The 24,489-nt window shown below is 45.4% G+C and carries 25 protein-coding genes; 8 read left to right on the top strand and 17 right to left on the bottom strand.

Annotated features, from left to right (window positions below; genetic code table 11):
- Positions 1-39: 39 nt before the first annotated feature.
- Both FTT73_RS01095 and msrA read left to right on the top strand, forming a co-directional pair.
- Entirely contained in the window at positions 40-501 is a 462-nt protein-coding gene (locus tag FTT73_RS01095; protein WP_100534637.1) for an META domain-containing protein, read from the top strand.
- Between the two features lie 103 nt (positions 502-604).
- Positions 605-1,129: a peptide-methionine (S)-S-oxide reductase MsrA gene (gene msrA / locus FTT73_RS01090; RefSeq protein WP_005095533.1), complete on the top strand. Its 525-nt coding sequence runs from the start codon at positions 605-607 to the stop codon at positions 1,127-1,129.
- 64 nt (positions 1,130-1,193) lie between these two features.
- Here msrA and FTT73_RS01085 read toward each other — a convergent pair whose 3' ends face one another.
- The 5 genes from FTT73_RS01085 to FTT73_RS01065 form a co-directional block, all read right to left on the bottom strand.
- Positions 1,194-1,598: a biopolymer transporter ExbD gene (locus FTT73_RS01085; RefSeq protein ID WP_005172785.1), complete on the bottom strand. Its 405-nt coding sequence runs from the start codon at positions 1,596-1,598 to the stop codon at positions 1,194-1,196.
- On the bottom strand, positions 1,598-2,221 hold the full coding sequence (locus tag FTT73_RS01080; RefSeq protein ID WP_180190878.1) for a MotA/TolQ/ExbB proton channel family protein: 624 nt from the start codon (positions 2,219-2,221) through the stop codon (positions 1,598-1,600). Before FTT73_RS01080 ends, FTT73_RS01085 begins: the two co-directional genes overlap by 1 nt.
- Before the next feature lie 25 nt (positions 2,222-2,246).
- Positions 2,247-3,017 (bottom strand): energy transducer TonB, encoded by a 771-nt coding sequence (locus FTT73_RS01075; RefSeq protein WP_180190877.1) that lies wholly within the window; start codon positions 3,015-3,017, stop codon positions 2,247-2,249.
- Between the two features lie 192 nt (positions 3,018-3,209).
- The gene (gene purU / locus FTT73_RS01070; protein WP_005095527.1) at positions 3,210-4,076 is read right to left on the bottom strand and encodes a formyltetrahydrofolate deformylase; all 867 of its coding nucleotides are present in this window, start codon (positions 4,074-4,076) and stop codon (positions 3,210-3,212) included.
- 47 nt (positions 4,077-4,123) lie between these two features.
- On the bottom strand, positions 4,124-4,855 hold the full coding sequence (locus FTT73_RS01065) for a TetR/AcrR family transcriptional regulator (protein WP_034608773.1): 732 nt from the start codon (positions 4,853-4,855) through the stop codon (positions 4,124-4,126).
- A 115-nt stretch (positions 4,856-4,970) separates the two neighbouring features.
- On the opposite strand from FTT73_RS01065, the gene FTT73_RS01060 reads away from it, so the two are divergent.
- The 4 genes from FTT73_RS01060 (at position 4,971) to FTT73_RS01045 (ending at position 8,840) form a co-directional block, all read left to right on the top strand.
- A complete protein-coding gene (locus FTT73_RS01060; protein ID WP_005172791.1) occupies positions 4,971-6,419 on the top strand; it encodes a coniferyl aldehyde dehydrogenase in 1,449 nt (482 codons plus the stop codon).
- Positions 6,420-6,584: 165 nt separating this feature from the next.
- Positions 6,585-6,821 (top strand): 50S ribosomal protein L28, encoded by a 237-nt coding sequence (gene rpmB, locus FTT73_RS01055; protein WP_000048256.1) that lies wholly within the window; start codon positions 6,585-6,587, stop codon positions 6,819-6,821.
- A 12-nt stretch (positions 6,822-6,833) separates the two neighbouring features.
- Entirely contained in the window at positions 6,834-6,989 is a 156-nt protein-coding gene (gene rpmG, locus FTT73_RS01050) for a 50S ribosomal protein L33 (RefSeq protein WP_001205031.1), read from the top strand.
- 135 nt (positions 6,990-7,124) lie between these two features.
- Positions 7,125-8,840, top strand: a complete 1,716-nt coding sequence (locus tag FTT73_RS01045) for a cation:proton antiporter (protein WP_005172795.1) — start codon at positions 7,125-7,127, stop codon at positions 8,838-8,840.
- 222 nt (positions 8,841-9,062) lie between these two features.
- On the opposite strand, the gene FTT73_RS01040 is transcribed toward FTT73_RS01045, so the two are convergent.
- From FTT73_RS01040 to FTT73_RS00995, 10 genes are all read right to left on the bottom strand, one after another.
- Entirely contained in the window at positions 9,063-9,341 is a 279-nt protein-coding gene (locus tag FTT73_RS01040) for a hypothetical protein (RefSeq protein WP_004278462.1), read from the bottom strand.
- 105 nt (positions 9,342-9,446) lie between these two features.
- On the bottom strand, positions 9,447-9,950 hold the full coding sequence (locus FTT73_RS01035) for a DUF6586 family protein (protein ID WP_005172799.1): 504 nt from the start codon (positions 9,948-9,950) through the stop codon (positions 9,447-9,449).
- A 204-nt stretch (positions 9,951-10,154) separates the two neighbouring features.
- The gene (locus FTT73_RS01030) at positions 10,155-10,406 is read right to left on the bottom strand and encodes an RNA-binding protein (protein ID WP_005095517.1); all 252 of its coding nucleotides are present in this window, start codon (positions 10,404-10,406) and stop codon (positions 10,155-10,157) included.
- Between the two features lie 83 nt (positions 10,407-10,489).
- Positions 10,490-12,478 (bottom strand): ATP-dependent helicase, encoded by a 1,989-nt coding sequence (locus FTT73_RS01025; RefSeq protein WP_180190876.1) that lies wholly within the window; start codon positions 12,476-12,478, stop codon positions 10,490-10,492.
- A 276-nt stretch (positions 12,479-12,754) separates the two neighbouring features.
- Positions 12,755-13,900 (bottom strand): glycerate kinase, encoded by a 1,146-nt coding sequence (locus tag FTT73_RS01020; RefSeq protein ID WP_180190875.1) that lies wholly within the window; start codon positions 13,898-13,900, stop codon positions 12,755-12,757.
- A 64-nt stretch (positions 13,901-13,964) separates the two neighbouring features.
- On the bottom strand, positions 13,965-14,720 hold the full coding sequence (locus FTT73_RS01015; protein ID WP_005172813.1) for a hypothetical protein: 756 nt from the start codon (positions 14,718-14,720) through the stop codon (positions 13,965-13,967).
- 96 nt (positions 14,721-14,816) lie between these two features.
- Positions 14,817-17,459: a type I DNA topoisomerase gene (topA, locus tag FTT73_RS01010; protein WP_180049845.1), complete on the bottom strand. Its 2,643-nt coding sequence runs from the start codon at positions 17,457-17,459 to the stop codon at positions 14,817-14,819.
- A gap of 30 nt (positions 17,460-17,489) precedes the next feature.
- Positions 17,490-17,939 carry an ammonium transporter gene (locus FTT73_RS01005; protein ID WP_005095506.1) on the bottom strand — a complete coding sequence of 150 codons (450 nt, stop codon included), beginning with the start codon at positions 17,937-17,939 and terminating at the stop codon, positions 17,490-17,492.
- Between the two features lie 70 nt (positions 17,940-18,009).
- Complete coding sequence (locus FTT73_RS01000; RefSeq protein ID WP_005172818.1) at positions 18,010-19,008, bottom strand: hypothetical protein; 999 nt, start codon at positions 19,006-19,008, stop codon at positions 18,010-18,012.
- A 273-nt stretch (positions 19,009-19,281) separates the two neighbouring features.
- On the bottom strand, positions 19,282-19,527 hold the full coding sequence (locus tag FTT73_RS00995) for a SlyX family protein (RefSeq protein ID WP_005095502.1): 246 nt from the start codon (positions 19,525-19,527) through the stop codon (positions 19,282-19,284).
- A 33-nt stretch (positions 19,528-19,560) separates the two neighbouring features.
- On the opposite strand from FTT73_RS00995, the gene FTT73_RS00990 reads away from it, so the two are divergent.
- Both FTT73_RS00990 and FTT73_RS00985 read left to right on the top strand, forming a co-directional pair.
- Entirely contained in the window at positions 19,561-21,459 is a 1,899-nt protein-coding gene (locus FTT73_RS00990; protein ID WP_005095500.1) for an ATP-binding cassette domain-containing protein, read from the top strand.
- A gap of 109 nt (positions 21,460-21,568) precedes the next feature.
- Positions 21,569-22,504 (top strand): hypothetical protein, encoded by a 936-nt coding sequence (locus FTT73_RS00985; RefSeq protein WP_005095497.1) that lies wholly within the window; start codon positions 21,569-21,571, stop codon positions 22,502-22,504.
- Positions 22,505-22,559: 55 nt separating this feature from the next.
- On the opposite strand, the gene FTT73_RS00980 is transcribed toward FTT73_RS00985, so the two are convergent.
- The gene (locus FTT73_RS00980; protein WP_225553195.1) at positions 22,560-22,880 is read right to left on the bottom strand and encodes a GNAT family N-acetyltransferase; all 321 of its coding nucleotides are present in this window, start codon (positions 22,878-22,880) and stop codon (positions 22,560-22,562) included.
- Positions 22,881-23,256: 376 nt separating this feature from the next.
- Positions 23,257-24,387 (bottom strand): endonuclease/exonuclease/phosphatase family protein, encoded by a 1,131-nt coding sequence (locus tag FTT73_RS00975; RefSeq protein ID WP_005095492.1) that lies wholly within the window; start codon positions 24,385-24,387, stop codon positions 23,257-23,259.
- Positions 24,388-24,489 lie beyond the last annotated feature (102 nt).

Raw genomic sequence — 24,489 nt, 5'->3', positions numbered from 1 at the left:
TTATATACAAATAGCTAGTCAATAATCAGAGTATCTTTCATGCTAAAAAAATTAACTGCAATTGCCCTATTAGGCTCGGTATTGGCTGTAATGGGCTGCGAGACCGTGCCGAATACCGCCACCACACAAACCACGAATCATTTACAACTTTTGCAAAATCGTACCTGGATTGCCACACAGATTGGCAATACTGAAATCAAGACCGCAGCTACTGCATCTCATCTTCCAAGTCTGCAATTTGATACCAGCACCCAGCGTGTTTCCGGTTCAGATGGTTGTAACCGGATCATGGGCAGCTATACGGCGGGCAAAGATACTTTGAATTTAAGCCAGATGGCAACAACACGCATGGCCTGTATGCATAATGATCAGCTTGATCAGAAATTTAATGAAGCTTTAGCCAAGGTGACGCATTATCAGGTATTTGGTAAAACCCTAAAACTATTGGATCGTCATGGTAATGTGTTAATTCAGCTGGAAAGTGCAGTTCAGCCACGTTAAGACTTCCCTACAAAAAGCCTGTATTGGCGGGCTTTTTTTATCTTTCATACTGATGGGCCAGGATTTAACCATCAGCCCAGTTCAATCGAATGAGGAATCAGCCATGCAACAAGCACTTTTTGGTGGTGGATGCTTTTGGTGTACCGAAGCGGTATTTTTACAAATTCAGGGCGTTCAGCAAGTCCTGAGTGGCTATGCCGGCGGTCATACCCCTGAGCCAAATTATGAGGCCGTGTGCGGCGGTGAAACCGGCCATGCTGAAGTTATTCTGGTTGATTTCGACGAAAACCAGATCAGCTATGCCCAGCTCCTTGAGGTGTTTTTTGCGACGCATGATCCAACCACTTTGAACCGTCAGGGCAATGACGTCGGCACCCAATATCGTTCCGTGATTTATTATCTGAATGCTGAACAAAAAACTCAGGCAGAAGCAGCCATGGATGCTTTAAAAAATGAAGGCCTGAATATTGTGACTGAACTCAGCCCGATGCCGACCTTCTATCCTGCTGAGGAATATCACCAAAATTTCTTTGCGAAAAACCCAAACCAAGGTTACTGCAATTTTGCCATTCCGCCAAAACTGAATAAATTACGCAGTAAATTTATGACTTTGTTAAAAACCCATTAATTTGCATAAAAAATGGGGATAAAAAAAGCGACTGAAATCAGTCGCTTTTTTTGTTAGCTGAATCTTAGTTATCGGTTGCAAAGGCAATATCGCTGAGTCCGGCTCCACTCGCACGCGACATGACTTGAGCTACCGTGTCATAACGGGATTCTTTATCTGCTTTCAGCACAATCGTCGGCTGACGTTCGGTCTGACCTGCTTCATTAAAACGGGTCTGCAATTCGTCTAGGGTCAGGACATTGCCATTCCAGGCAATCTCACCTTCCGCATTGATGCTGATTGTGACATTTTCAGGCGGCAGATCAATAATCTCCGCAGTGGTTTGTGGCAAGGTTAATGGAATTGATGGGTTCGCAACGGTCGCTGTCACCAAGAAGATGATCATCAATACCAACATAATGTCGATGAGGGGAATGAGGTTCATCTCATTCATACCTACATCGTTGTCTTCACCCAGTTGAAAAGCCATTAAGCTTGACCTCCCACTAAACTCTGTTGTGTTACTTTTTCATCAGACTTTTTTGTAGCAGATTCCTGTTGCAGCATGGTATCAATCAACAGACCATGTGCCTGATCCTGTAACTCGTGTGCCAAGCCACGATTGGCACGTACACAGATGTTATAAGCCAGTACCGCAGGAATCGCGACTGCCAGACCTAAGCCAGTCATAATCAAGGCTTCACCGACTGGGGTTGCCACTTGTGCCAGACCAGCCTGACCACTTTTACCAACAGCAACCAGCGCATGGAAGATGCCCCATACCGTACCGAACAAACCGACAAATGGAGAGATCGATGCGATGGTACCCAGAACTGATACACCTTTTTCGGCATTGGCTTTTTCTGCTGAAATCTGGCGTAACAGCGCCTGTTCTGCCACTGCCTTACGCTGTTCAAAGCCCAAAGGAGCCAGTTTGGTTTTCAGTTGTTCTAATGCTTGAGATAACTGCGCATAGGCAATCTGTTTCAGTTGGCGAGTGCCCATCAAACGCAGCACAAAAATGGTCCATGTCGCAATCGACATTGCCAATAACACGAAATACAGCGTTTTACTGACTGCATCAGCGTGTTGCCAATAAACTGAAAAGTTCATATTCGAACTCCTAATGGGTTAGCCGTTATTTGGTAATTTGAAAATCGAAAGGCTGTTCCACACGGGTTGGATAAGCCACACCATTTTCAACATATTTGGTGAGTTGTGCACGACGTACCGCTGCTTCTACTTTGCGCGTTACTGCCGGGCTACAACTTGAATTCCGTGCAGTTGCAGAAACCACTTTACCCTGCTCATTCGCTGAAACATCTACTACCAGTGAACAGGCTGATTTTAATTCACCTGCAGAGAGCGAGACTTTTGGTGAACGCTGCCAGGACACGCCCCCACCAATCGATACACTTTTCGGGGATGGCGGCGCAGCAGGTGCTGGCGGTGCCACAGGCGCAGGTGGCGCGACTGGAGCAGGTGCCGGTTTAACTTTAGTTTCAGTGACCACTGTCGGCACGACCGGACTTGGGGTTGGTTTTGCTTCAACTGGTGGTGCTTTGACTACTTTTGGCGCTTCAGCCTTTTTCACCTGCTCGATTTTTTCTACTTTTTTCGGTGGTGGTGGCAGCGGTTTATCGACAATTTTGACTTCTTTAGGCTTAGGTGGCTCTTTTTGTGGCTCGACCTTCGGCTTTGGCGGTAAAGGTTTGGGTGCTTCCTGCAATTTTACAAAGCGCACTTTAAGCGGCTCTTTCTCTACAGGCTTGAGCTCCGGTGCGTCCATCTGGCTCACTGCCCACAATAGGCCCACATGTCCGACGAACACGGCCGCCAGAATCGAGATGACTTTCTTTTTCATCTTGTTGGGCGGTGTAGGTGTCATGGGAGCAGCAACTTGACTCATTAAATCTATTACCTTGAGGAGATGATGTGAAACAAACAATCAAGCTCATCGGTTAGCACAATTAAAGTACGCCAATAATAAATGAGAAGTGTTTTCATTTGCAACTACTAATCATGCCTTTCACTGACTTTTTTTGCATCAAAACAAAAAAGGCACACTAAAAGTATGCCTTTTTAAATAGGGATGCAAGTTTTATTGGAACACCACAGTTTTATTGCCATCGACAATAATACGGTCTTCCAGATGCCATTTCACTGCACGTGCCAGTACATTACGTTCTACGTCCTGACCGAGTTCACGCAACTGTTCAACGGTAAAGTCATGATTGACACGTTCTACGTCCTGCTCGATGATCGGGCCCTGATCCAGATCGGCAGTGACATAGTGTGCAGTCGCACCGATCAGCTTGACACCTTTTTCATGCGCCTGTTTATACGGATTTGCACCGACAAATGCGGGCAGGAATGAATGGTGAATATTGATCACTTTCATTTCCCACTTGCTTACAAATTCTTCATCTAGAATCTGCATATAGCGCGCCAATACCAACAGGTCATTGCCCTGCATTAACTGGTCAATTTCTGCATAGGCTTCAGGCTTGTTGTCTTTGGTCACCGGCACCACTTCAAATGGAATCCCAAAGTTTTCAACCGCTTCGCGTAAAGTCTCGTGATTCGATACCACCTTGGTAATTTCACATGGCAAACCACCACGGGCATGACGCCATAACAGCTCAAGCAAGGCATGATCGACCTTAGACACCAAAATACCGACTTTCTTCACATCGCTGACCAGAGCCAGACGCCATTGCATGCCATAACGCTCTGCGACATTTACCGCAAAAGTCTGGGTAATGCTTTCTTTACGGCTTTGCAGATGATCCAGTTCAAATTCAACGCGCATGAAGTAACGGCCGCCCTGCGCTGCTGTCGCATATTGGTCAAGCGCAGTAATATTGGCACCTTGATGATACAAGAAGCTCGAAACAGCCTGCACGATGCCCGGCTTGTCTTCACAAGTAATCAATAAACGTGCGGTGTTAGCAGTCGTCATATTCATGTTGGTTTAAGTCACTAATCAGTTAAATTTAAAATAAGCCGAGTATTCTAGCGCGTTTCCGAGATATTCTGAATAGGCGACTCGACTTCTGTGTTTTTTGCAGATGACAGGCTGGCAAAAAGTTCCGAAGAACCTAGGCTATTTAGCAAACCTTCATAAGTTTGACGGCTTTCACCGCGTAAATAGGCCCCTTCCAGGAACACCATTTGACGGAGTGCCTGCCAGACCCATTTTTCTTCCAGCGTATTGGAATCGGTCAGATGACCTGACATATATAGGAAGTTGGTCCAGTTGGTCAGTACAATCCACAGGTTAATGATCAGTGCTTCAATTTCTGAATCGGTCATGTCCATCAAGCCAGCATTCACAAAAGCCTTATAGATTTTCTGACCTTGCTGCATCACCTCGCCGGCAAAGCGTGGATACATCTTGCGGAAATCTTCGTTATTTTCGACCAGATGATAGACATCGCGATGCAGGAAACGATAAGCCCACAGCTGACTGCTCAGTACCTGAAAATAATGAATCTTGTCATTGGCATCCAGAGCACGATCATCCGGCAGCGCCAGCATTTCCAGAGTTTGCTGCTGGTACTCCTCCATCAGTTCTTTAATAATTTCATTCTTATTACGGAAATGATAATACAGGTTACCAGGGCTCATCCCGAGTTCAGCCGCAATATGATTGGTGGTCACAGAGCGTTCGCCACGTTCATTGAACAGCTGCAAACTGAGCTGCAAGATACGCTCTTTAGTTTTTAAGGTTTTGGTTTGGGACATCCTAAAATAACCATTCAGTTCGTGCATTAGCAGGCTAACACACAAAGTCACTTGACTAATTAGAGTATTTGCTCTAAAAATTAATTAATCGATTTTTGAATAATGGTAGTGCGGCATGAACAGTCACACAAAAACAATATCAATGACACCACATTTTTTTGATGGCCAATACTTAAATGAGCTTTTGGCACAACAAAAACATGCTTACTTAAACTATCCTTTGCCGACGGCAAAGGAACGCATCGATCGTTTAGCTCGACTTAAGCGTATCTTAGTTAAGTATCAAGATCAATTTGCAGAGGCAATTAATCAGGATTATGGTAACCGCTCGATTGGGGAAACCAAAATTGGTGAACTGCTCACCTGTCTGGAACATATCAAATATTATAGCAAAAACTTGACCCGATGGATGAAACCCTCCAAGCGTCATGTCGGCATTATTCATCAACCGGCCAAAGCTTGGGTGCAATATCAGCCTTTGGGCGTGATTGGGATTATTGCACCGTGGAACTATCCATTGTTGCTGTCCATTGGCCCACTCATTTGTGCATTGGCTGCCGGCAACCACGCCATGATCAAGATTTCTAGCGCATCGGCTGCGTTTGGTGAAGTGCTTGAAAAAGCCTTGGCAGAAGCCTTTCCGAAAGAACTGGTCGCAGTGGTCAATGGTGGCGGTGTGATCTCAGATGCTTTCTGTCGTCTAGCCTTCGACAAAATGATTTTTACCGGCTCGACTGCTGTGGGTAAAACCGTGATGGCAGCCGCAGCAGAAAATCTGGTTCCGGTGATTCTGGAACTCGGGGGCAAGTCACCAGTGCTGGTGCATCCATCGATTGATCTGCGTGATGTCGCGCAGCGGATTGCGGTGGGCAAACTCTGGAATGCCGGTCAAACCTGTGTCGCACCGGACTATATGTTCCTGCCTCGTGGCAAGACGGCAGAATTTATTGATCATTTTAAAGCCTGCGTAGAAAGTATGTATCCGGATATCACCCATAATCAGGATTACACCTCGATTGTGAATGACAAACAGTACAACCGTCTGCAAGGCTATCTGGATGATGCACGTGAACAGGGTGCTCATGTTATTGAAATCAATCCGCGCCATGAAAATTCCGCTGATCTGCGTAAAATTGCCCCCACCATTGTGACCAATGTCACACCAAGCATGCAGATCATGCAGCATGAAATCTTTGGTCCACTGCTGCCAATCATGGAATATGATCAAATTGATGAAGTTATCGACTTTATTAATAGCCGTCCACGCCCACTTGCTTTATACTACTTCGACTTTGATCAAGCGCGTGCCGATTATGTCGCACAGCGTACCCATTCAGGGCATTTCGGGCAAAATACGGTATTAACCCATGTTGCACAAGACGATCTACCATTTGGGGGTGTCGGTGCATCAGGTATGGGGAAATATCACGGTCCAGAAGGCTTCTTCAGTTTGTCGCATGAACGCTCGGTAATGTCGAATCCCAAGCTGTATAGCTTGAAATACATTCTGCCGCCGTTCAATAAACCGATTCACAAGCTGATTTCGAAGACACTTCTCCGTTAAATGATCAAGGCATGAGCTATCGATATAGCTCGTGCTGCGTTTTGACGAAAATCGCTTGTCTTTTAAGCGCATTTTTGATATAAAACGCCCCTTGAATGATTTCAATCCGTTTATTTTTGACTGGCCATACAGATTTGCTGTTGGCTAAATCAATGGAGTTACACCATGTCTAAGGTTTGCCAAGTTACCGGCAAGCGTCCAGTCGTTGGTAACAACGTCTCACACGCCAACAACAAAACTAAACGCCGGTTCGAGCCGAACCTGCACCACCACCGTTTCTGGTTAGAAAGCGAAAAACGTTTTGTACGTCTTCGTTTAACCACTAAAGGTATGCGTATTATCGACAAATTGGGCATTGAAAAGGTTGTTGCTGACCTACGTGCTCAAGGTCAAAAGATCTAAGGAGTCTGAACCATGCGTGATAAAATTCGCTTAGTTTCTTCAGCTGGTACAGGTTATTTCTATACCACGACTAAGAACAAACGTACTATGCCGGAAAAAATGGAAATCAAAAAATTTGATCCAAAAATCCGTCAACACGTAATCTTCAAAGAAGCTAAAATCAAATAATTTTGGCTTTTTAAAAAAAACGACCCTTTCAGGTCGTTTTTTTTTGCATTTTTTTTACCCCACTTGATAAACTTTCTACATGTTTTGGCACTTTTTGTGCTTATTTCCCAGCAAACCTAACTAAAGGAGTATTTAGTGCCACATGACGTAGAACTCATTATATTATTGGCTGTTGGTTTTGGCTTAGCCCTGGTTTTTGGCTATATCGCTGCACGTCTGCGCCTCCCTCCACTTATCGGCTATCTGGTGGCCGGCATTCTGATTAGTCCCAATACACCCGGTGTGGTCGGCGATATTCATCTGGCCAACCAGCTGGCAGAATTAGGTGTCATGTTCCTGATGTTCGGGGTCGGGATGCATTTCTCGCTAAGTGATCTGATGCAGGTGCGGCGGATTGCATTGCCCGGTGCAATTTTGCAAATTGCAGTCGCCACTCTGCTCGGAGTGGGAGTCTCGATGTTATGGGGCTGGAGCTTTGGCTCTGCGCTCGTATTCGGTTTAAGCCTATCCTGTGCCAGTACGGTGGTTCTACTCAAAGCACTCGGTGATCGTGGTCTGCTCGATTCAATTAATGGCCGGATTGCCGTCGGTTGGCTTTTAGTCGAAGATCTGGTCATGGTCTTGGCCTTGGTATTATTGCCGGCCACTGCCTTACTTCTAGGCGGACAAGCACTTGAAGGTGCGAGCGATGAAAATATCTGGGCCACTTTAGGCATTACCCTGCTGAAAGTCGCAGGCTTTATTGCCTTTATGCTGATTATTGGTAAACGTCTGGTGCCGATGATCATCCAAGTCGTGGCACGTCTGGGTTCTCGTGAGCTGTTTACCCTGACTGTGGTCGCTGCGGCCATCTCGATTGCCTTTGGGGCCTATAAGGTTTTTGGGGTATCTATGGCGCTGGGGGCTTTCTTTGCCGGGATGGTGGTGAAAGAGTCAGATTTCAGTCATCGCGCGGAACAAGAAACCTTGCCGCTGCGTGAAATCTTCTCAATCTTATTCTTTGTTTCTGTCGGCATGCTGTTTGATCCGCGTATTTTACTGGAACAGCCACTCCATGTGCTGACAGTCGTCGGCATTATTCTGATTGGTAAAACTCTTGCAGCAATGGCACTGGTATTGTTCTTCCGCTATCCAATCAATACCGCGCTGACTGTTGGCGCTTCGCTGGCACAGATTGGTGAATTTTCATTTATTTTGGCAGCACTTGGGGTGTCACTGAATCTGCTTTCACTAGAAGGTCAAAACCTGATTCTGGCGGGTGCATTGATCTCGATCACTCTTAATTCCTTTATCTTCTCCGCGATTGAACCGGTACAAAAATGGATTCGGGAACGCTCGACCCTGGCACGCTTACTGGAACGCAGTGGTGATCCATTGGCAATGTTACCCGATGAAGTTTCACAGGATTACTTGCGTGATCAGGTGGTGCTGATTGGTCATGGTGAAGTGGGTCGTCGTATTACCCGCTCATTAATGGAAGAAAATATCAAGGTGGTTATTGCAGAAGAAAACCGCGATATTGTCGAAAATCTGCGTGAAAAAGGTATTGCCGCGGTTTCAGGCGCTGCGACTGAAGCCGGTGTTTTGATCCAGGCGCATATTCAACATGCGCGCTTACTGGTCATTTCCCCTATGGATATCATCGATATTCATAAAATTGTAGATATTGCCAAGACCTTGAATCCGAAAATTCAGGTACTGGTCTGTGCCGAAAGCAAGGAAGAAGCTGAAGCGATCCGTCGTGATAATATCGGCGCGGTGTATTATGCCAAAGAAGAAATGGCGAAGAATATGAGTAATCATATTTTAAACCAGATCGAAATTGCGCATCAGCATCCCCCTTCTCATTAATCTCTCTGCATAAAAAAAGTTGCCCAATGTGGCAACTTTTTTTATGCATAATCACAAGATTTTTTGTAATAAGCTGACTTCAAATCATCAGGAGTAAAATCAAAAAAACGAGGTTTTCATTTCTTGAAATTCACCTTGAGCTCGTACCTAAAATCTAACTCACCCCAACCCTTTAAAATCAAAAAGCACACCGATAGTGTGCTTTTGAATACATTGTTAATCTTAACTCATATACTTCGGCTCTTCATCTACCACTTCAGCCTGCCATTCATTGACCTGCTGTTCCAGCAAGCCATACAGGGCCGCCTGAATCATCTGCTGCGCAATCACAGGCGTCTGCTCTCCGAGTAGAGCCTTCACCTCGTCATTAAACTGAATCATGACCAAAGGCTGTTTATGCGAACCTGCATTGCGTAAAGCCAAGGCACCACCTTCAAGTTGAACGAGTTCTAAAATCGCGTCTTGATTACCAAATAAGTCTTTCAACTGTTCTATAGACATATATCCTCCATGTTCAACATGGTGGCAAAGAGCCGGGTGCACTTTGCATCATTAGAGTAATTGATATAGGGTTAAAAATTCTAATTTCAAGTACGGTCGATCCGATTAAAATTCAATCATCTCATTGCGAAAACCATCGATGAGTTGTGTTAAGTCACGATGCCATTCTCTTAATATAGCAGGATCAGGTAACCATGCTTGTGGAGACTGTGTGACTTTAATGATGAGATTTGAGGAGGTTTCGTCTTCGGGTTCCGGTGTACTCGGTTCAGGCGCATACTGGCACAGACGATAGGCACGTTTCAGTTCAGCAATGAAACCGCTCTTGGATAAGTGTTGTAATACGGCTACTTCGGGTGAAATCTGGCCTTTGGCTGCCATTAGTTCTTCGATCGATTTCAGCGTCGGATTGGCATCATTCAGGCGATAGTAACGCACCAGTTCCTGCAAAAATGCCAATAAAGCGCCATGTAAATGAAATACAGTCGCCTCACGTTGTGCCTGAGCCTGTTGCACATGCTGGGTTTGCTCTGCCTGCTGGCAGGCAAGACGGGCAAAATACAGTTTTTGATTGGTACGGTCCGCATGATAGCGAGCAACACGGGTCATTGATATTTCCTAAGGTTTTAAACAAATTTTGGCTTTTATAAAGTAAAAGGTTCGCTTTCATTTCGCAATCAAAACATGTTTAAACTGAATCCATCCAGTACTGAAATCCAGAAAATCTAACTGCCTGCACGAGTACAACCATGAGCACAACAAGGTTAAATTTCAGCCATAAAAAAGGAGCATATCAAGTGCTCCTTTTCCAGTTTAAGCCTCGGGCTTATCTTCTGCTTGTTTTACCCGGATTCCATGTCCGTGCAAGCGCAAAGTATTCAGGCCTTTAATGGCTTTGATGGCTTCACGTGCATGCGGCATTTCTACAAAGGCAAAACCTTTTGATTTCCCGGTTGCCGCATCGAGCACCAAAGTACAAGTATTCACTGTGCCATATTCCTGGAACAACTTCAGCAACTCGGCTTCTGTGACCGTACGTTCTAAATTACGAACTAAAATTTTCATCTGATAACCTTAAGAAGATAGGCAAAAAATATCAAAAAGCACGCGCCTACTCTACTTTTTGTATGCAACAACTTTGCTATAGTTTAATCGAGATCAATGCCAAAATCTAAATTAATCGATTGACGTTCAATTAAGGCACTTTTCACGGTCTGCTGCCGGGTTTTGTAATGGGTTTCCGTGGTGCATAAATGCCGGGTGAGATCATTCAAGAAATAACTTTCGACTTTACGTCCCTGCGCATCGACCGTTTCCCGCGCCCAGTGATTCAGATTTTGTTTGGTCAGAATCAATTCATTTTTGGCCCGGGTCAGCGCCACATACAGCACACGACGTTCTTCTTCAACATCATCAAAGTCGCCTTGGGCGCGCGCATGCGGATAATTTCCCGGCGTGACATTGGCCACATAACAGACATTCTGTTCGGTGCCTTTTGCTGAATGAATGGTAATTAGGGTCACCACATCATGATCGGACTGGCGTTCAATTTCCGAAATCGACACTGGATCGAGCACATATTCCTCTAAAAATTCACTCAGCTGTGAATGCTTTGAAGCCAGTTGTTTGACCAGTTCAAAATCACTCTGACGACGCGACCAGTCCTTTTTGTAGTTTTCTGCCAATTGAGATTCAATCGCCTGAATCGCAAGACCGACACAGGCTTGCACTTCGCCTTTGAGCACACTCATCTGCTGCATGATCAGAATGGTTTCTAGCGGAATCTTGCCAAACTGTTCTAATTTCTTTGCAATCTGATCGATTTCAGGTTCAGCCAATAGCTGCTGTGACAGCTTGCTGGCACCGACATCACCAACGCCATTCCATAGGGTTAAGAAACGCATCCATGCAATATCATCCAGCGGATTGGCGACCACGCGCAGCATGCTGAGCAAATCTTTCACATGCGCCGTTTCCAGCAGCTTCATGCCACCAATAAAGCGATACGGCACATTGGCTGCAATACAGGCCGCTTCAATATGCCGTGCGGCAAAGCTGGAACGAACCAGCACCATATGCTCGCCCCACTTACTGCCTTGCAGATAATGACGTTCTTTAATATCAATCGCAATCCATTTGGCTTCATCAAACTCATTCGGGAAGATATGCATACGCGGCTTAACACCTTCTCCGCGATACGCTTCCAGACGTTTGTCATATTTGATTTCAGACTGATCGAGCAGCCAGTTGGACAAATCCAGAATTTCCTGGGTCGAGCGATAGTTTTTTTCTAATTTAAAAATCTGCACATCTGGCACACGTTCTTTGAAATGGTGAATATTTTCAAAGTCTGCACCACGGAAGCCATAAATCGACTGTGCATCATCACCCACACAAAACAGGCTGATCCGGTCTTTGAGTGGCTCCAACAAAGCCCATTGCAATGGATTGGTATCCTGCATTTCATCGACCAGCATATGCCGGCATATGGAAGCGACATAGTCGACCAGACCTTCGGACTGTGCCAAAGCTGTCGCCACTACCGCCAGAATATCGTCATAATCCAGAAAGCTGCGTGCCTGCTTACGTGCTTCATATTCTTTCATAATCTCGGCAATCTGATCTTTGAGGGCCAGATATTCCGGCATCTGTTTTTCTAATGCCAGACTGAGTTTTTGCCGGGTATTCCGTGCAAAGGAATACAAATCACATAATTCCTGAGGCTTAGGCAAATGATTGGGATTTTTCTTGTCATCACGACCGCGAATCAGGCGGAACATCATCAGCTGATCATCACGATCAATAATCGAAAACTGTTCCAGACCAAAAGCTTTCGGAATACGGCGCAGCAGATACATACAAAAGGTATGAAAGGTCGAGGCTCGCAGTCCCTTGGCTTCTTCACCAAGTGCCAGTTCGACACGCGCCACAATTTCACTGGCTGCACGGCGGGTAAAAGTCAGAATCTGAATCTGGTTGGCAGGCACACCCTGCTCAATCAAGTAAGCTGCGCGTGCCACGATGGTTTTGGTTTTGCCACAACCTGCCCCGGCCAGCACCAAACTGTGTTTTGCTTCTGTGGTCGCTGCTTGCTTTTGTTGGGGATTTAATTCATCAATCAGGTTGGCTAAACTCATTTTCACTCATCGTTTTGTGGATGGCTGTAGTTTAGCAGATCGCTCTTATAATTATGGCTTTTCATCCGCCCTGAAACAGCAGCAAATTTTATCTCTTGATTTGTTTGCTATAGGGTCGACAGCATGGATGCCGTCTGCTGGATTGAGATATAGGGACATACCCTCAGTTACCTTGCGAAGCAGTGCTTCTCATCCATGAAAAGCAAGATCTGCTTATGCATTATTATCTGCCATTACGTAAAGCTTGTGCAGCAATGACGATCTTGTAAAAGAAAACTAAATACGCTGTTCCTCAATATTTTTAATTGTTTTGGACACTGCTTTTTCCAGATTCACTTCCGCATTTTTTAAGGCTTCTTCCCGGCTACAATCTGGTGGATTAATCCTGATAATCTGACTAAATCCAGACTCATATAGTGACTCAATCCCATCACCCACCAGTCCAGCAAATGCAAGCACCGGTTTATTGAATTTTTGCGCTACTTGTGCCACGCCAAATGGGGTTTTGCCTAATTTAGTTTGATGATCAAGCTTGCCTTCACCGGTCAGAACATAATCGGCTTGAGCTATTTTATTGGCTAAATCTGTCTGCTGAATGATGAGTTCCACACCTGATCGAATAGAAGCAGCTGTAAATGCCATTAAGCCAAAACCGAGTCCACCTGCCGCACCCGCACCTGCAACATGACGATGATCACGTCCAATGTGCCGAGCAACCAGATCGGCAAAATGACTGAGGTTTTGATCCAGTTGCTTGACCATTTCCGGTGTCGCACCTTTTTGTGGGCCAAAGATCGCTGAAGCACCATTGGGTCCACACAGCGGATTATTCACATCCGATGCAATGATAATTTCAATATCCGCCAGCCGTGAATCCAGTTCGGATAAATCAATTGCTATGATTTGATCTAGGTTTCCACCGCAAGCCTGTATTTCTAATCCTTGGGCATCTAAAAACCGAGCGCCTAAAGCCTGTGCCATTCCCGCACCGGCATCGTTCGTCACACTGCCACCCAAGCCAATGATGATTTTACTGGCCTCTAAATCGAGCGCAGACTTGATCATTTCTCCTGTGCCACAGGTTGAGGTCAGCAGAGGATTACGCCTTGCAGCTTCCAGCAGATCTATGCCATTGGCTTTGGCCATTTCAATGATTGCGGTTTTTCCTGCATCAATTACGCCAAAATACGTCTGGATGCGCTGATCAGGCAATGGCCCTGTCACTTCACAGGGAATGCGCTGTCCTTTTGAACTTGAGATCAGTGTATCGACAGTGCCTTCCCCTCCATCTGCCATAGGAACATGAATACACAAAGCATCAGGCAACACGTTTTGAATGCCACGCTGCATGGCCTGACAGGCTTGTTCAGCACTCATACTTTGTTTAAAGGAATCTGGAGCAAGAACAAAAGTAAGCGGCATATGGTTATTTTTATCTATCAATAAAGTCTAGATTCTGGATAAATCCAAGAGAATCTACAAGTGTTTATTTCCAGCCCAACTCAATTGCTGTGATCTCATTAATCAGGGTCTGATCCAGAGATCCCGGCATTTTACTCGTGGTTTCGGACAGCGGGATATGTCCTGCCATCAGTTCTGCCTTGGCTTGTGGGAACACAGGTTGCTGATCTGGAAATGCATAACCTATTGGATAAATCGGCTGACCTGTGGCCAGATCATATTTATCACTGGCACCAAAGGCATGCAGTAACTCATGTACCAAAACAATTTTATTTTGTTCAGACTGCTTTTGAGAGGCAAACAGGTTGACCGAACCAATACGGCCTTTTTGCAAGGCAGTTGAATGCTTTAATTGCCGGGTTTGTGCCGGATCATAATAATTTAAAAACAGGGTCAGACTGGCAGAAGGGTCCGAACTTTGTTGCTGTTTCCAGGCATAAAATCGAAACTTTAAACTCCATACAACAGTATCGAAAATTGAGGCCTGCTCAGGGACTTTAGGCGGTAAAACTTTAAGCTCACGACCCAAATTAAAATAAAAATAAGTGGGTTGATTCCGATATTGCTGTGCTGATTTTTGTAGAAAGTCTCTTGCCGTTTCTAGATCCTGAACTGACAGTTGCTGGATGTATTGCTGTGTGGTCGGTAATCCATCTGCATTAATCGGATGCAACAGAACCATGACCGGCTTTGACCAGTTCTGATTTTGATCACGATAGGCATTGACTGCAACGATCAATAAAATACTTAATAAAATCAGAATCCGAATCTTTTTCCACATATCCCCAAGCAACCTTATTTATTTTTTTAAAATATCGACACATCATAAATAAAAAATGCCGACTTTCGTCAGCATTTTTTTAAGTTTAAACTTTATTTAGGCTTCAACCCATTTTCCATTCTGGTAAACCAGAGACCATTTGGTTTGCTTGCCTTCCGCATTTTCAGAGCCAATATATTGCGATTGGTTCTTGCGACTGAATTTCACCAAAGTCGGGTTACCTTCCGGATCTGCATCAGGCGCTTGCAAGATAAACTGATATTTCGGATCCAGCTGTTCAGCCACAGAGCGAATCTCGGCAACTTTCGGTGCCCGTGTTTCACGCACTTTCGGGAACTTGCTGGCAGCCAAAAATAAACCGGCCGCACCATCACGCAGCACAAAGAAGTCATCGTGCTTGGTCGAGCGCAAATGTTCCATCTTGATCGGATCGACACGCGGAGGTGCCGGCTGACCACTCTTTAATACTTTACGGGTATTGTCACAACTGTTGCAGGCGAAGTATGGACCAAAACGACCCGTTTTAAGCTGCATTTCGCCATCACATTTGTCGCATGGAATGGTTGGGCCATCATAACCTTTGATCTTGAACTCTCCTTCTTCGAGTTCATAACCATCACAGTCCGGGTTATTGCCACAAACATGCAGTTTACGACCGCCATCAATCACATAGCTGTCCATTGCCGTTTCACACACCGGACAACGTTTCTTCGACATCAGGTCAGCGGTTTCGGCCGCATCATCATCAGACAGTGCAGCCAAAGACTCGACTGGGGTCAGGTTCAAGGTTCCCTTGCAACGTTCTTTCGGTGGCAGGTTATAACCAGAACAGCCCAGGAAAACGCCTGTGGTTCCGGTACGAATCTGCATTGGGCGCTCACATTCTTTACAATGTACCGCATCCACTTCCACTGGCTGATTACGGCGCATACCGTTCTCACCTTGTGCCGTAGTCAAACGCTGCTTGAAATCGCCGTAGAAGCTGTCTAACAGCTCTTTCCAATTACGTTCACCATCTGCCACCTTATCCAGCTGACCTTCAAGATCTGCGGTAAAGGCGTAGTTCATCAGGTTATTGAAGTTTTCATCCAGACGGTCGGTGACGATCTCACCCATCTTCTCGGCAAAGAGACGACGGTTATCGAGCTTCACATAACCACGATCCTGAATGGTCGAGATAATTGCAGCATAGGTCGATGGACGGCCAATGCCTTTTTTCTCGAGTTCTTTGACCAGTGAGGCTTCAGTAAAACGAGCTGGTGGCTTGGTGAAATGTTGAGATGGATCAAGCTTCTGAAGTTTCAGCACTTCACCGACTTTCACTGCCGGTAATAGAATATCGTCATCCGCTTTGTTGGCACCACGCACCCGGGTAAAACCATCAAAGACCAGCGTCCGGCCTTTGGCTTTCAGTTCTACGCCATTGGCATTGACTAAAATGGTTGAAGACAGGTATTCAGCCGGTGTCATCTGACAGGCCACAAACTGGCGCCAGATTAAGTCATAGAGACGCTGTGCATCACGCTCCACACCGACCAGACTGTCACCTTTGAGACTCACAGTAGATGGACGGATTGCCTCATGCGCTTCTTGCGCGCCGGCTTTATTGCCATAGCGGTTGGGTTTGGCCGGCAGGTACTTCTCACCAAATTCTGATTCGATATGGCCACGGACCATGCTTACCGCATCATCACTCAGGAAGGTCGAGTCGGTACGCATATAGGTAATGAAACCGGCTTCATACAGGCGCTGTGCCAGCATCATGGTTTTCTTCACAGAAAAACCGAGACGGGTACTGGCCGCCTGTTGCAGCGTCGATGTGATATAGGGCGCGCTTGGATTGACTTTGGTTGGCTTATCTTCACGGGCAGAAACGGTATAATCCGCATCTTTAATCAGGTTTAACAGTGCATCCGTTTCGTCTTTATTACGAAGCTTTAAAGTCTTGCCATTTTGCTTGACTGCTTCCAGACGGATGTCATCTTTTTTCGATTTGGTATCAGCAAACACTTGCCAGTATTCTTCAGGAATAAAGGCCCGAATTTCACGTTCGCGTTCAACCACCAGTTTCACCGCAACCGACTGTACACGGCCGGCTGACAGGCCACGGGCAATCTTTTCCCACAAGAGTGGTGAAATCATGAAGCCGACCACGCGGTCCAGAAAACGGCGTGCCTGCTGGGCATTGACTTTATTGGTGTCCAGACGTGAAGGATGCTTAAAGGCTTCCTGAATGGCATTTTTGGTAATTTCGTTGAAGACCACACGTTGATAACGTGACTCATCGCCGCCAATCACTTCTTTTAAATGCCAGGCAATCGCTTCCCCTTCCCTGTCCATATCCGTTGCCAGATAGACTTCATCGACTTGCGCTGCCAGTTTTTTCAGTTCGGCAACCACATGTTCTTTGCCAGGAAGCACTTCGTATTTGGCTTTCCAGTCATGTTCCGGATCGACACCCATGCGGTTAATCAACGCATTCTGTGATTTTTCAGCTTTCTGCTCATCTGTCAGTTTGGTGCGTGTCGCCGGCTTTTTCTCTGTCGATTTGGCAGAGCCGCCTGTTGGCAAGTCACGGACATGACCGACTGATGATTTTACGATGTAGTTTGGACCAAGGTACTTATTGATTGTTTTCGCTTTTGCAGGCGACTCCACAATCACTAAGGCACGCTTACTTCCAGCGTCGGGAGACTTTGCTGTGCTGCTTTTTGATGTGGACCGAGGAGCGTTCGCCATAATTAACCGTTAATCCTGTTTATTTCTAAATTAAAGTTCAGCCAAAGCGTGTAATAGTGCTTTGATATCGTCGAGTTGGGCTGCTCTTAAATCAGCATGTTCATCCCAATACAATCCGACACAGTTGGCCTGCATATCAATAGCATAAATGCCTTTTAATGCAATGGGAAAATCTTTAAATTTCTCATCACCCTGCACAATTTCGAGTTTATTATCGACAACACGGGCACGCATCAAGGGTAAACGCGCATCTGGCATGAGTACGCTGTAGTACGCAACCATACTGGCACGACTTTCAGTGGCCTTTGGAATTTTGGTCCAGTCGGGTGCAACCACCAAACGTGGATGCAGACCCATTTTGCGGGCTTTGTCACGCATGATGCCAAGCGCTTTTTCTCTTGGGCTGACACGTAAGCCAAAAATTGACCCCATGACAAAAATGATGATGATCACCGCTACCCAAATTCCAGTGTTTTCCATAGTTCAACCTTTATGTTCTATTATTAGAGTTGCATAAGCACAATATAAAACGCAAGTTTGCACGATAAAATTAATTCAAGAACATTTCATGACTATATAAAACTTCGTGACCATTCCAGTAAATATAACCCTTCTCAATTAGCTCTTTCAGCAGCAGACGGATATCCGATTGAGGAAAGAGCTGCTCTAGCAAATCACGTAATTCATAAATATCCTTGGGTTTGTCGCCCTGAAGTTCGCGCAGTTTACGTGCGACTTCCAGTTGCACTGGATCAATCCGGTTAAAGTTTTTAAACAGGTCTTGCTGGGCTGACTGAATTGGAGTTTGCAATGCTTCAACTGGAGCATCATCAACTTTGAGCCGGGACATGACCTGATCCAGTTTTGGATTTTCAAGCGGATCTTGTTCATCCAGATTGAGCTGTAGCCACTGTTTCAGGACTTTTTTACGGAAGCTGATCTGCTCATCATAGCGTTTGACAATTTTCAGGTTAATCAGCATGCCGACCACATGCTGGGCCTTCACGGGCATGACGTGCAGAATATTGGCAACTGAATTTTTTAAGGTTTCCAAGGTATTTGGCTTACCACTCATTTTCCCTAGAGCATCACAGTACTTTTTCACCAGTTGCAAGGCCGGTTTGTTGCGGATCGCCTCCAGACTAGGCAGGTAATTTTTAACATGCTCTGCTGGAATAGAGACTTCATCGGGCTGAATCTGAATCAGGCTACATTTAATATCAGAGGCTTGCAGCATCTGCTGCAACATCTCGCTGCTGTCCATCGCCGAGATCAACTCGACTTCGGTTTCCGGCTCCAACAGCGCCATCAGCTGACCGACAATGACCGCATATTCATATTCTTTCTGGGGCGATTCAGGTGTATCCAGAATGATGATCTGTCCACTCGCAATCCAGCCGGCCAGCTCGGTTAAATCTTCTAATGAAAATTCAAATGTTCCGGCACAATTAAACAGATACAGGCTGGAATAATGCGTCACAATTTCACGCAGTAACTTGGCCGTCGGAAAATTATTTTCGAGGTCGAGTAGAACAACTTTTGGATGCATGGGACAAGCTTCTGAAATGTACCTGAAAGCCAGTATTAGAGTAGGAAGTGAGTGAAAGGTCAAATAATTTCATGGTGAATATTCGGGTTGCAGCGGATTTACCAGATTCCAACCGAGTGGAAGATTACATATTTGATCTTGCTGCAAGCAGGTCAGAAATCGCTAGATTCCAGGCTGAGAGCTGATTAAATGAATCGAATCATCGGTGAAATAGCAGCTGCAATAAAAAACCCTTATCAAATATAAGGGTTTTATTAAATGATTGCTTGCAAATTAATAATGTGGCGGACGATCAGCAACTGGATCAAAATCCGCAATTCCTTCAGAGCGGTCTGAGGACTCAACACGTTGATATAACAGGCTCATTTGCTTTTTCAGATCGGCAATTTCCAGAGTCTGTTTAGCCACCTGATCATTCAACTGTTCAACTAAATCGTCTAAAAATGCAATTCGCACTTGCAAATCTTCAATGGGTGCGGAAAATGACGCCTGATCATTTAGATTTTGTTGTTTAGTCATTTAAAGTCCTCATTGGGGATTTCAGGAAACATTATGGCCTATATTACCCTTAGGGATGTCCAACTTGCGTTTGGTGGACCCGCCCTGCTCAACGGCGCGAATTTTAACTTGGAGCGCGGCGAACGAGTGTGTTTGATTGGCCGTAATGGTGAGGGTAAGTCTACCTTACTTAAGCTGATTGAAGGAAGTTTACTGCCGGATAGCGGCGAAGTTTCATTACAAAATGGCATCACGATTTCGATGCTGGCGCAAGATGTACCGATGGACTCAGGCCGAGTGGCGGATATCGTGGCTGACGGTGCCGGTGAAGCGTCGGAAGTTTTGCGTGCCTACCATGCAGCCAGTGAAGCCTGTGTACTGGGCGATATGGACGCTTGTGACCGCATGGGCAATCTGCAACACAAAATGGACCAGCTCGATGGCTGGGCGCTGGAAACCAAGGTCAATTCGATTTTAAGCAAAATGGGTCTGGACCCAGATGCAGATCTTGCCGATTTGTCGGGTGGTCGTAAGCGTCGTGTCCTATTGGCACGTGCCTTGCTGACTCAGCCAGATGTCTTATTACTGGATGAACCGACCAACCATTTAGATGTTGAAAGTATCGAGTGGCTGGAAAAATTCCTGCTCGATCAAAACAATTTAACTCTGTTATTCATTTCGCATGACCGTGCCTTTGTCGATAGCATCGCCACCCGTATTGTGGAACTGGATCGTGGTCAATTGCGCAGTTATGAAGGTAACTATTCACGTTACTTAGAACTCAAAGCCATGCAAATGGAAGCTGAAGAAAAGCAGAATGCGCTGTTTGATAAAAAGCTGGCGGAAGAAGAAGTCTGGATCCGTCAGGGCATCAAAGCACGCCGTACCCGTAACGAAGGTCGTGTTCGCGCTCTAAAAGCACTGCGTGAAGAATCCAAAGCGCGCCGTTCGCAACAAGGTAAAGTGGCGATGGCGACTCAGGATGCCAACCGTTCAGGCAAACTGGTGTTTGAAATTGAGAACCTGAGTGTGAAATTCGGTGACAATGCACCGATCATTAACAACTTCTCGGCACTGGTTTTACGCGGTGACCGTATCGGTCTGGTCGGTGATAACGGTGTCGGTAAAACTACACTCATTAAAGCCATTCTGGGCGAGCTAGAACATGGCGGTACGGTGAAGACCGGTACGCAGCTTGAAGTGGCCTATTTTGACCAGTTACGTAATGCACTGGATCTGGAAAAATCAGTCAAAGATAACGTTTCTGAAGGCTCTGACCACGTGGATGTGAATGGTAACCGTCGTCATATCTATAGCTATTTACAGGACTTCCTGTTCTCGCCAGAACGTGCACGTACTCCAGTCAAAGCGTTGTCTGGTGGTGAACGCAACCGTATCTTATTGGCGAAACTGTTGCTGAAACCATCGAACCTGATTGTGATGGATGAGCCAACCAACGATCTGGATATGGTGACCCTAGAGTTACTGGAAGAAATGCTCGGTGGCTACAAAGGCACCTTGTTATTGATCTCGCATGACCGTGCCTTTATGGATAACGTGGTGACATCGACCTGGGTCTTTGATGGTAAAGGCAATATCGACGAATATGTCGGTGGTTATCAGGATTATCTTGAACAGCGTCCGGATCAAACCGTGGTCGATCAAAAAAGTGCCGTGAAAAAAGCCATGGCCAAAGCTGAAGCCGCACCCGTTGCTGCCAAAAAAGTCAAACTCAGCTACAAAGATCAACGCGCGCTCGAGCAACTTCCGGCTGAAATGGAAGCGCTGGAAAAAGAGCAAGCCGAGATCAATACACAACTGGCTGATGGCTCTTTATTTGTCAGTGATTCCGATAAAGCCATGCAACTGTCTCAGCGTTTATCAGAAATTGATGAACTGTTACTGGAAAAATTAGAACGTTGGGAAGAGCTGGATAACCTTAGCAACGGCTAAATATTCCACGAGTATTTGCTCAAGCATCTGTATTCGTACAGATGCTTTTTTTTATTTCAAGAATCTTCTCTGTTAGACTGCACTTAATCTTTTAGCCCTATATTGTTCTATGAGTACCCAGCCTGCATATCAACCCGGCGAATTTCAATGGTCATTCCTGTTACCTCGATACTGGGGCAATTGGCTGGGTATTATTTTCCTGATGATTTTGGCGATTTTACCATGGGCCATTCAGTATCGTCTGGCCTATCTGCTGGGCCATCTGTCTTTTAAGTATCTGCCCTCACGTCGCGACACCACACTGCGCAATCTGGAAGTCTGTTTTCCTGAATGGTCTGCCGAGCAAATACAGGACAATGCGCGTCAGGTTTTTATCGATCAAATGCTGGGGGTTTTTGAAACCTTAAATGCCTGGTACAGTCCGAAATGGTTTCAGGATCGCGTCAGTATTGAAGGACTGGAACATATTCAGAATGCTCAAGCCGAAGGCCGGGGTATGCTGTTACTAGGCACGCATTCGACCTTACTGGATGCTGGTGGATATCTGTGTGCACAATATTTTGAACCGGATGTGGTGTATCGCCCACAGAATAATCCACTTTTGGACATGCTGATTTACCGTTGTCGCGCCACGATTTATGCCCATCAAATTGATCATGATGATATGCGCGGTCTGGTACGTAATCTGAAAAAAGGCCATGCAATCTGGTACAGTCCGGATCAGGATTATGGTTTAAAACAAGGGGTGATGGCACCTTTCTTTGGTGTACCGGCGGCAACCGTCACCGCGCACCGTCGTTTACTGAAAATGACCAAAGCTGCTGCGATTCCTTTATATTTCTATCGTCATGGCGATATCAAAAATCCACGCTACCATGTACTGATTGAACCGGCACTGGAGAATTTCCCTAGTGAGAATGAAGTTGAGGATGCTACTCGCGTGAATCTGATAATTGAACAGCAGCTACGCATCGCACCGACCCAATATATGTGGTTCCACCGCCGTTTTAAAACTCGCCCTGAAGGTTATAAGGAAATTTACTAAATCTGTTTGATCGCGGACTTTAAATCGCTACAGCTCCTACAGTTTAAAATCCTGTTCATGATCTGTACCTTGATAGATCTACATAGCTTCCGTTAGTCCCGCACGCGTGAAGCCTAAAGCCTGATAAAATTCCTATTGTCTGCTGATCGGCCACTAAAATCTGCTGATGAAATCCTGAATAATATTGCAGCATACTTTGCATGATCCGCCGACCAATGCCTTGTCGTTGCCAGTCTAGACCAACCAATAAATGCGGGAAATACACCCCCAGAGAGCCATCTGAAATCGCATTCGCCAGTCCGTCCAGCTGACCATTTATACGTGCAGTGACCAGACCATGGATTGGTACGATAGAGCTGGAGTATTTCTGATCCATTCACTGAGTCATCACTGGCAATAACATTTTCCATTCTGCACTGTAAAAATATAGTTTTAAATCTAAAATTATCTTTAATAATCAATTAAGTATTTAAAAAATTCACTCTAAAAATAATTTAACCCGAGTTCTACATCCTGTAAAACCCGGGTTAATGAGGTTGTGCTTTCATCTATTATAATTAGTTCTATTTTTTGTGATTTCCCTTTCAGCATCATATCCATGATGTTTTCATTCAGCTTCGTCTTCCTTATGAGAATATCCTTTCTCGACTCCCTGTGCTGATAAACCTAGAATACCTGGATTGCTCATGATTGCCCATCCGCAAGAAGCGCAAACTGATGTAAGCAATCTCTTACACTTTTCTCTTAAAAAGTTAAGAGATTTTGCCGCCATCTTTATAAGCCATGGCAATTTCATCGGTCACCATTTTTTCCTCTTTCTCTGCTTTTTGAATCCCCTCTTCTATGGCCTCTTGTGCTTCCTGCTCATCTTCATCGGTTTGCTCCAATTCTTCCTGAATATGCTCAAAGACCCGACCGGTTTGTAAAACCAGAAAGACCGGAAAATGATCAGAACCGATATGGGGCAGACGCTCCATATGGACCAGAGCAAAATCGGTACTGTGAAATACGTGATCGAGCGACCAGCGAAAAAAAGGATAATCTGCATGAAAGGTGTTTACATAATGACGTCCGACGCGTGGATCCAGCAGTCCGCTAATGCGCTGAAACAGCCGCGTAGTACGAGACCAGGCCACATCATTCAGATCCCCCATGACGATGCAACTTTCATCTAAATCTTTGATCTGATCCCCGACAATTAACAATTCCGCATCACGTAAAGTAGAATCCTTGGCTTCAGTTGGGCTCGGTGGTTTCGGGTGCAGACAGTGCAGCTGCACCGGCTGTCCCGAGCCTAAAATCACTGTGGTATGAATGGACGGAATCTCGTCGCTTAAAATAAACTTGACCTGGGTATTGCGAAGTTCCAGTTTACTATACAGGTGCATGCCATACAGGTTATCCAAAGGCACAGGCACACGATAAGGATAATCTGCTTCAATCACCGACAGTTCATTTTGCCAGGTTTGATCCGTTTCCAGCGTTAACACCAAGTCTGGCTGATGGGTCTGGATCTGTTCAATCAGTCGATGATATTGAGTATTGGTGGTCAGTACGTTCGAAACAATCAGGGAGATTTGCCGCTGCGGATCCAGTTGATCCTGTTTGACCTGCTTGACCTGTTTTTTCCAGATAAAGGTATAGGGCAATACCATTTTTAGCTGATAAGCCAAAGCCGCAATCAGGGCCACAAAAATCAGCTGATTCAAGACAGTCCAGGGATGCTCCACCACCAAAAACAGCACAAAGGCAATAAAGCCCAAGACCAGAATTTGTAAGCGTGGAAAATCCGCACCTCGAATCCACCATTCATCGCGTGGGATCAGTGACCAGAAACTTAACCAAATGACAATGATTGCCACAATTTGGATAACCCATATCATAAAGCGTGCTCTTAATTAAGTTATTATTTTTTCTGAAAGAAAAATGACGTTATCAATTTTGTATGTATCATAAAGCAGATATTTCGCTCAAGAATATTGATG

The sequence above is a fragment of the Acinetobacter sp. YH01006 genome (assembly GCF_013420445.1).
Lineage (GTDB): Bacteria > Pseudomonadota > Gammaproteobacteria > Pseudomonadales > Moraxellaceae > Acinetobacter > Acinetobacter pseudolwoffii.
This window is presented reverse-complemented; position numbering and strand designations above follow the sequence as displayed.

Excerpts from the sequence above, each read along its gene's own strand:
- FTT73_RS01095 (WP_100534637.1), top strand. The coding sequence starts at position 40 with ATGCTAAAAAAATTAACTGCAATTGCCCTATTAGGCTCGGTATTGGCT.
- msrA (WP_005095533.1), top strand. The coding sequence starts at position 605 with ATGCAACAAGCACTTTTTGGTGGTGGATGCTTTTGGTGTACCGAAGCG.
- FTT73_RS01085 (WP_005172785.1), bottom strand. The coding sequence starts at position 1,598 with ATGGCTTTTCAACTGGGTGAAGACAACGATGTAGGTATGAATGAGATG.
- FTT73_RS01080 (WP_180190878.1), bottom strand. The coding sequence starts at position 2,221 with ATGAACTTTTCAGTTTATTGGCAACACGCTGATGCAGTCAGTAAAACG.
- FTT73_RS01075 (WP_180190877.1), bottom strand. The coding sequence starts at position 3,017 with ATGAGTCAAGTTGCTGCTCCCATGACACCTACACCGCCCAACAAGATG.
- purU (WP_005095527.1), bottom strand. The coding sequence starts at position 4,076 with ATGAATATGACGACTGCTAACACCGCACGTTTATTGATTACTTGTGAA.
- FTT73_RS01065 (WP_034608773.1), bottom strand. The coding sequence starts at position 4,855 with ATGTCCCAAACCAAAACCTTAAAAACTAAAGAGCGTATCTTGCAGCTC.
- FTT73_RS01060 (WP_005172791.1), top strand. The coding sequence starts at position 4,971 with ATGAACAGTCACACAAAAACAATATCAATGACACCACATTTTTTTGAT.
- rpmB (WP_000048256.1), top strand. The coding sequence starts at position 6,585 with ATGTCTAAGGTTTGCCAAGTTACCGGCAAGCGTCCAGTCGTTGGTAAC.
- rpmG (WP_001205031.1), top strand. The coding sequence starts at position 6,834 with ATGCGTGATAAAATTCGCTTAGTTTCTTCAGCTGGTACAGGTTATTTC.
- FTT73_RS01040 (WP_004278462.1), bottom strand. The coding sequence starts at position 9,341 with ATGTCTATAGAACAGTTGAAAGACTTATTTGGTAATCAAGACGCGATT.
- FTT73_RS01035 (WP_005172799.1), bottom strand. The coding sequence starts at position 9,950 with ATGACCCGTGTTGCTCGCTATCATGCGGACCGTACCAATCAAAAACTG.
- FTT73_RS01030 (WP_005095517.1), bottom strand. The coding sequence starts at position 10,406 with ATGAAAATTTTAGTTCGTAATTTAGAACGTACGGTCACAGAAGCCGAG.
- FTT73_RS01025 (WP_180190876.1), bottom strand. The coding sequence starts at position 12,478 with ATGAGTTTAGCCAACCTGATTGATGAATTAAATCCCCAACAAAAGCAA.
- FTT73_RS01020 (WP_180190875.1), bottom strand. The coding sequence starts at position 13,900 with ATGCCGCTTACTTTTGTTCTTGCTCCAGATTCCTTTAAACAAAGTATG.
- FTT73_RS01015 (WP_005172813.1), bottom strand. The coding sequence starts at position 14,720 with ATGTGGAAAAAGATTCGGATTCTGATTTTATTAAGTATTTTATTGATC.
- topA (WP_180049845.1), bottom strand. The coding sequence starts at position 17,459 with ATGGCGAACGCTCCTCGGTCCACATCAAAAAGCAGCACAGCAAAGTCT.
- FTT73_RS01005 (WP_005095506.1), bottom strand. The coding sequence starts at position 17,939 with ATGGAAAACACTGGAATTTGGGTAGCGGTGATCATCATCATTTTTGTC.
- FTT73_RS01000 (WP_005172818.1), bottom strand. The coding sequence starts at position 19,008 with ATGCATCCAAAAGTTGTTCTACTCGACCTCGAAAATAATTTTCCGACG.
- FTT73_RS00995 (WP_005095502.1), bottom strand. The coding sequence starts at position 19,527 with ATGACTAAACAACAAAATCTAAATGATCAGGCGTCATTTTCCGCACCC.
- FTT73_RS00990 (WP_005095500.1), top strand. The coding sequence starts at position 19,561 with ATGGCCTATATTACCCTTAGGGATGTCCAACTTGCGTTTGGTGGACCC.
- FTT73_RS00985 (WP_005095497.1), top strand. The coding sequence starts at position 21,569 with ATGAGTACCCAGCCTGCATATCAACCCGGCGAATTTCAATGGTCATTC.
- FTT73_RS00980 (WP_225553195.1), bottom strand. The coding sequence starts at position 22,880 with ATGGATCAGAAATACTCCAGCTCTATCGTACCAATCCATGGTCTGGTC.
- FTT73_RS00975 (WP_005095492.1), bottom strand. The coding sequence starts at position 24,387 with ATGATATGGGTTATCCAAATTGTGGCAATCATTGTCATTTGGTTAAGT.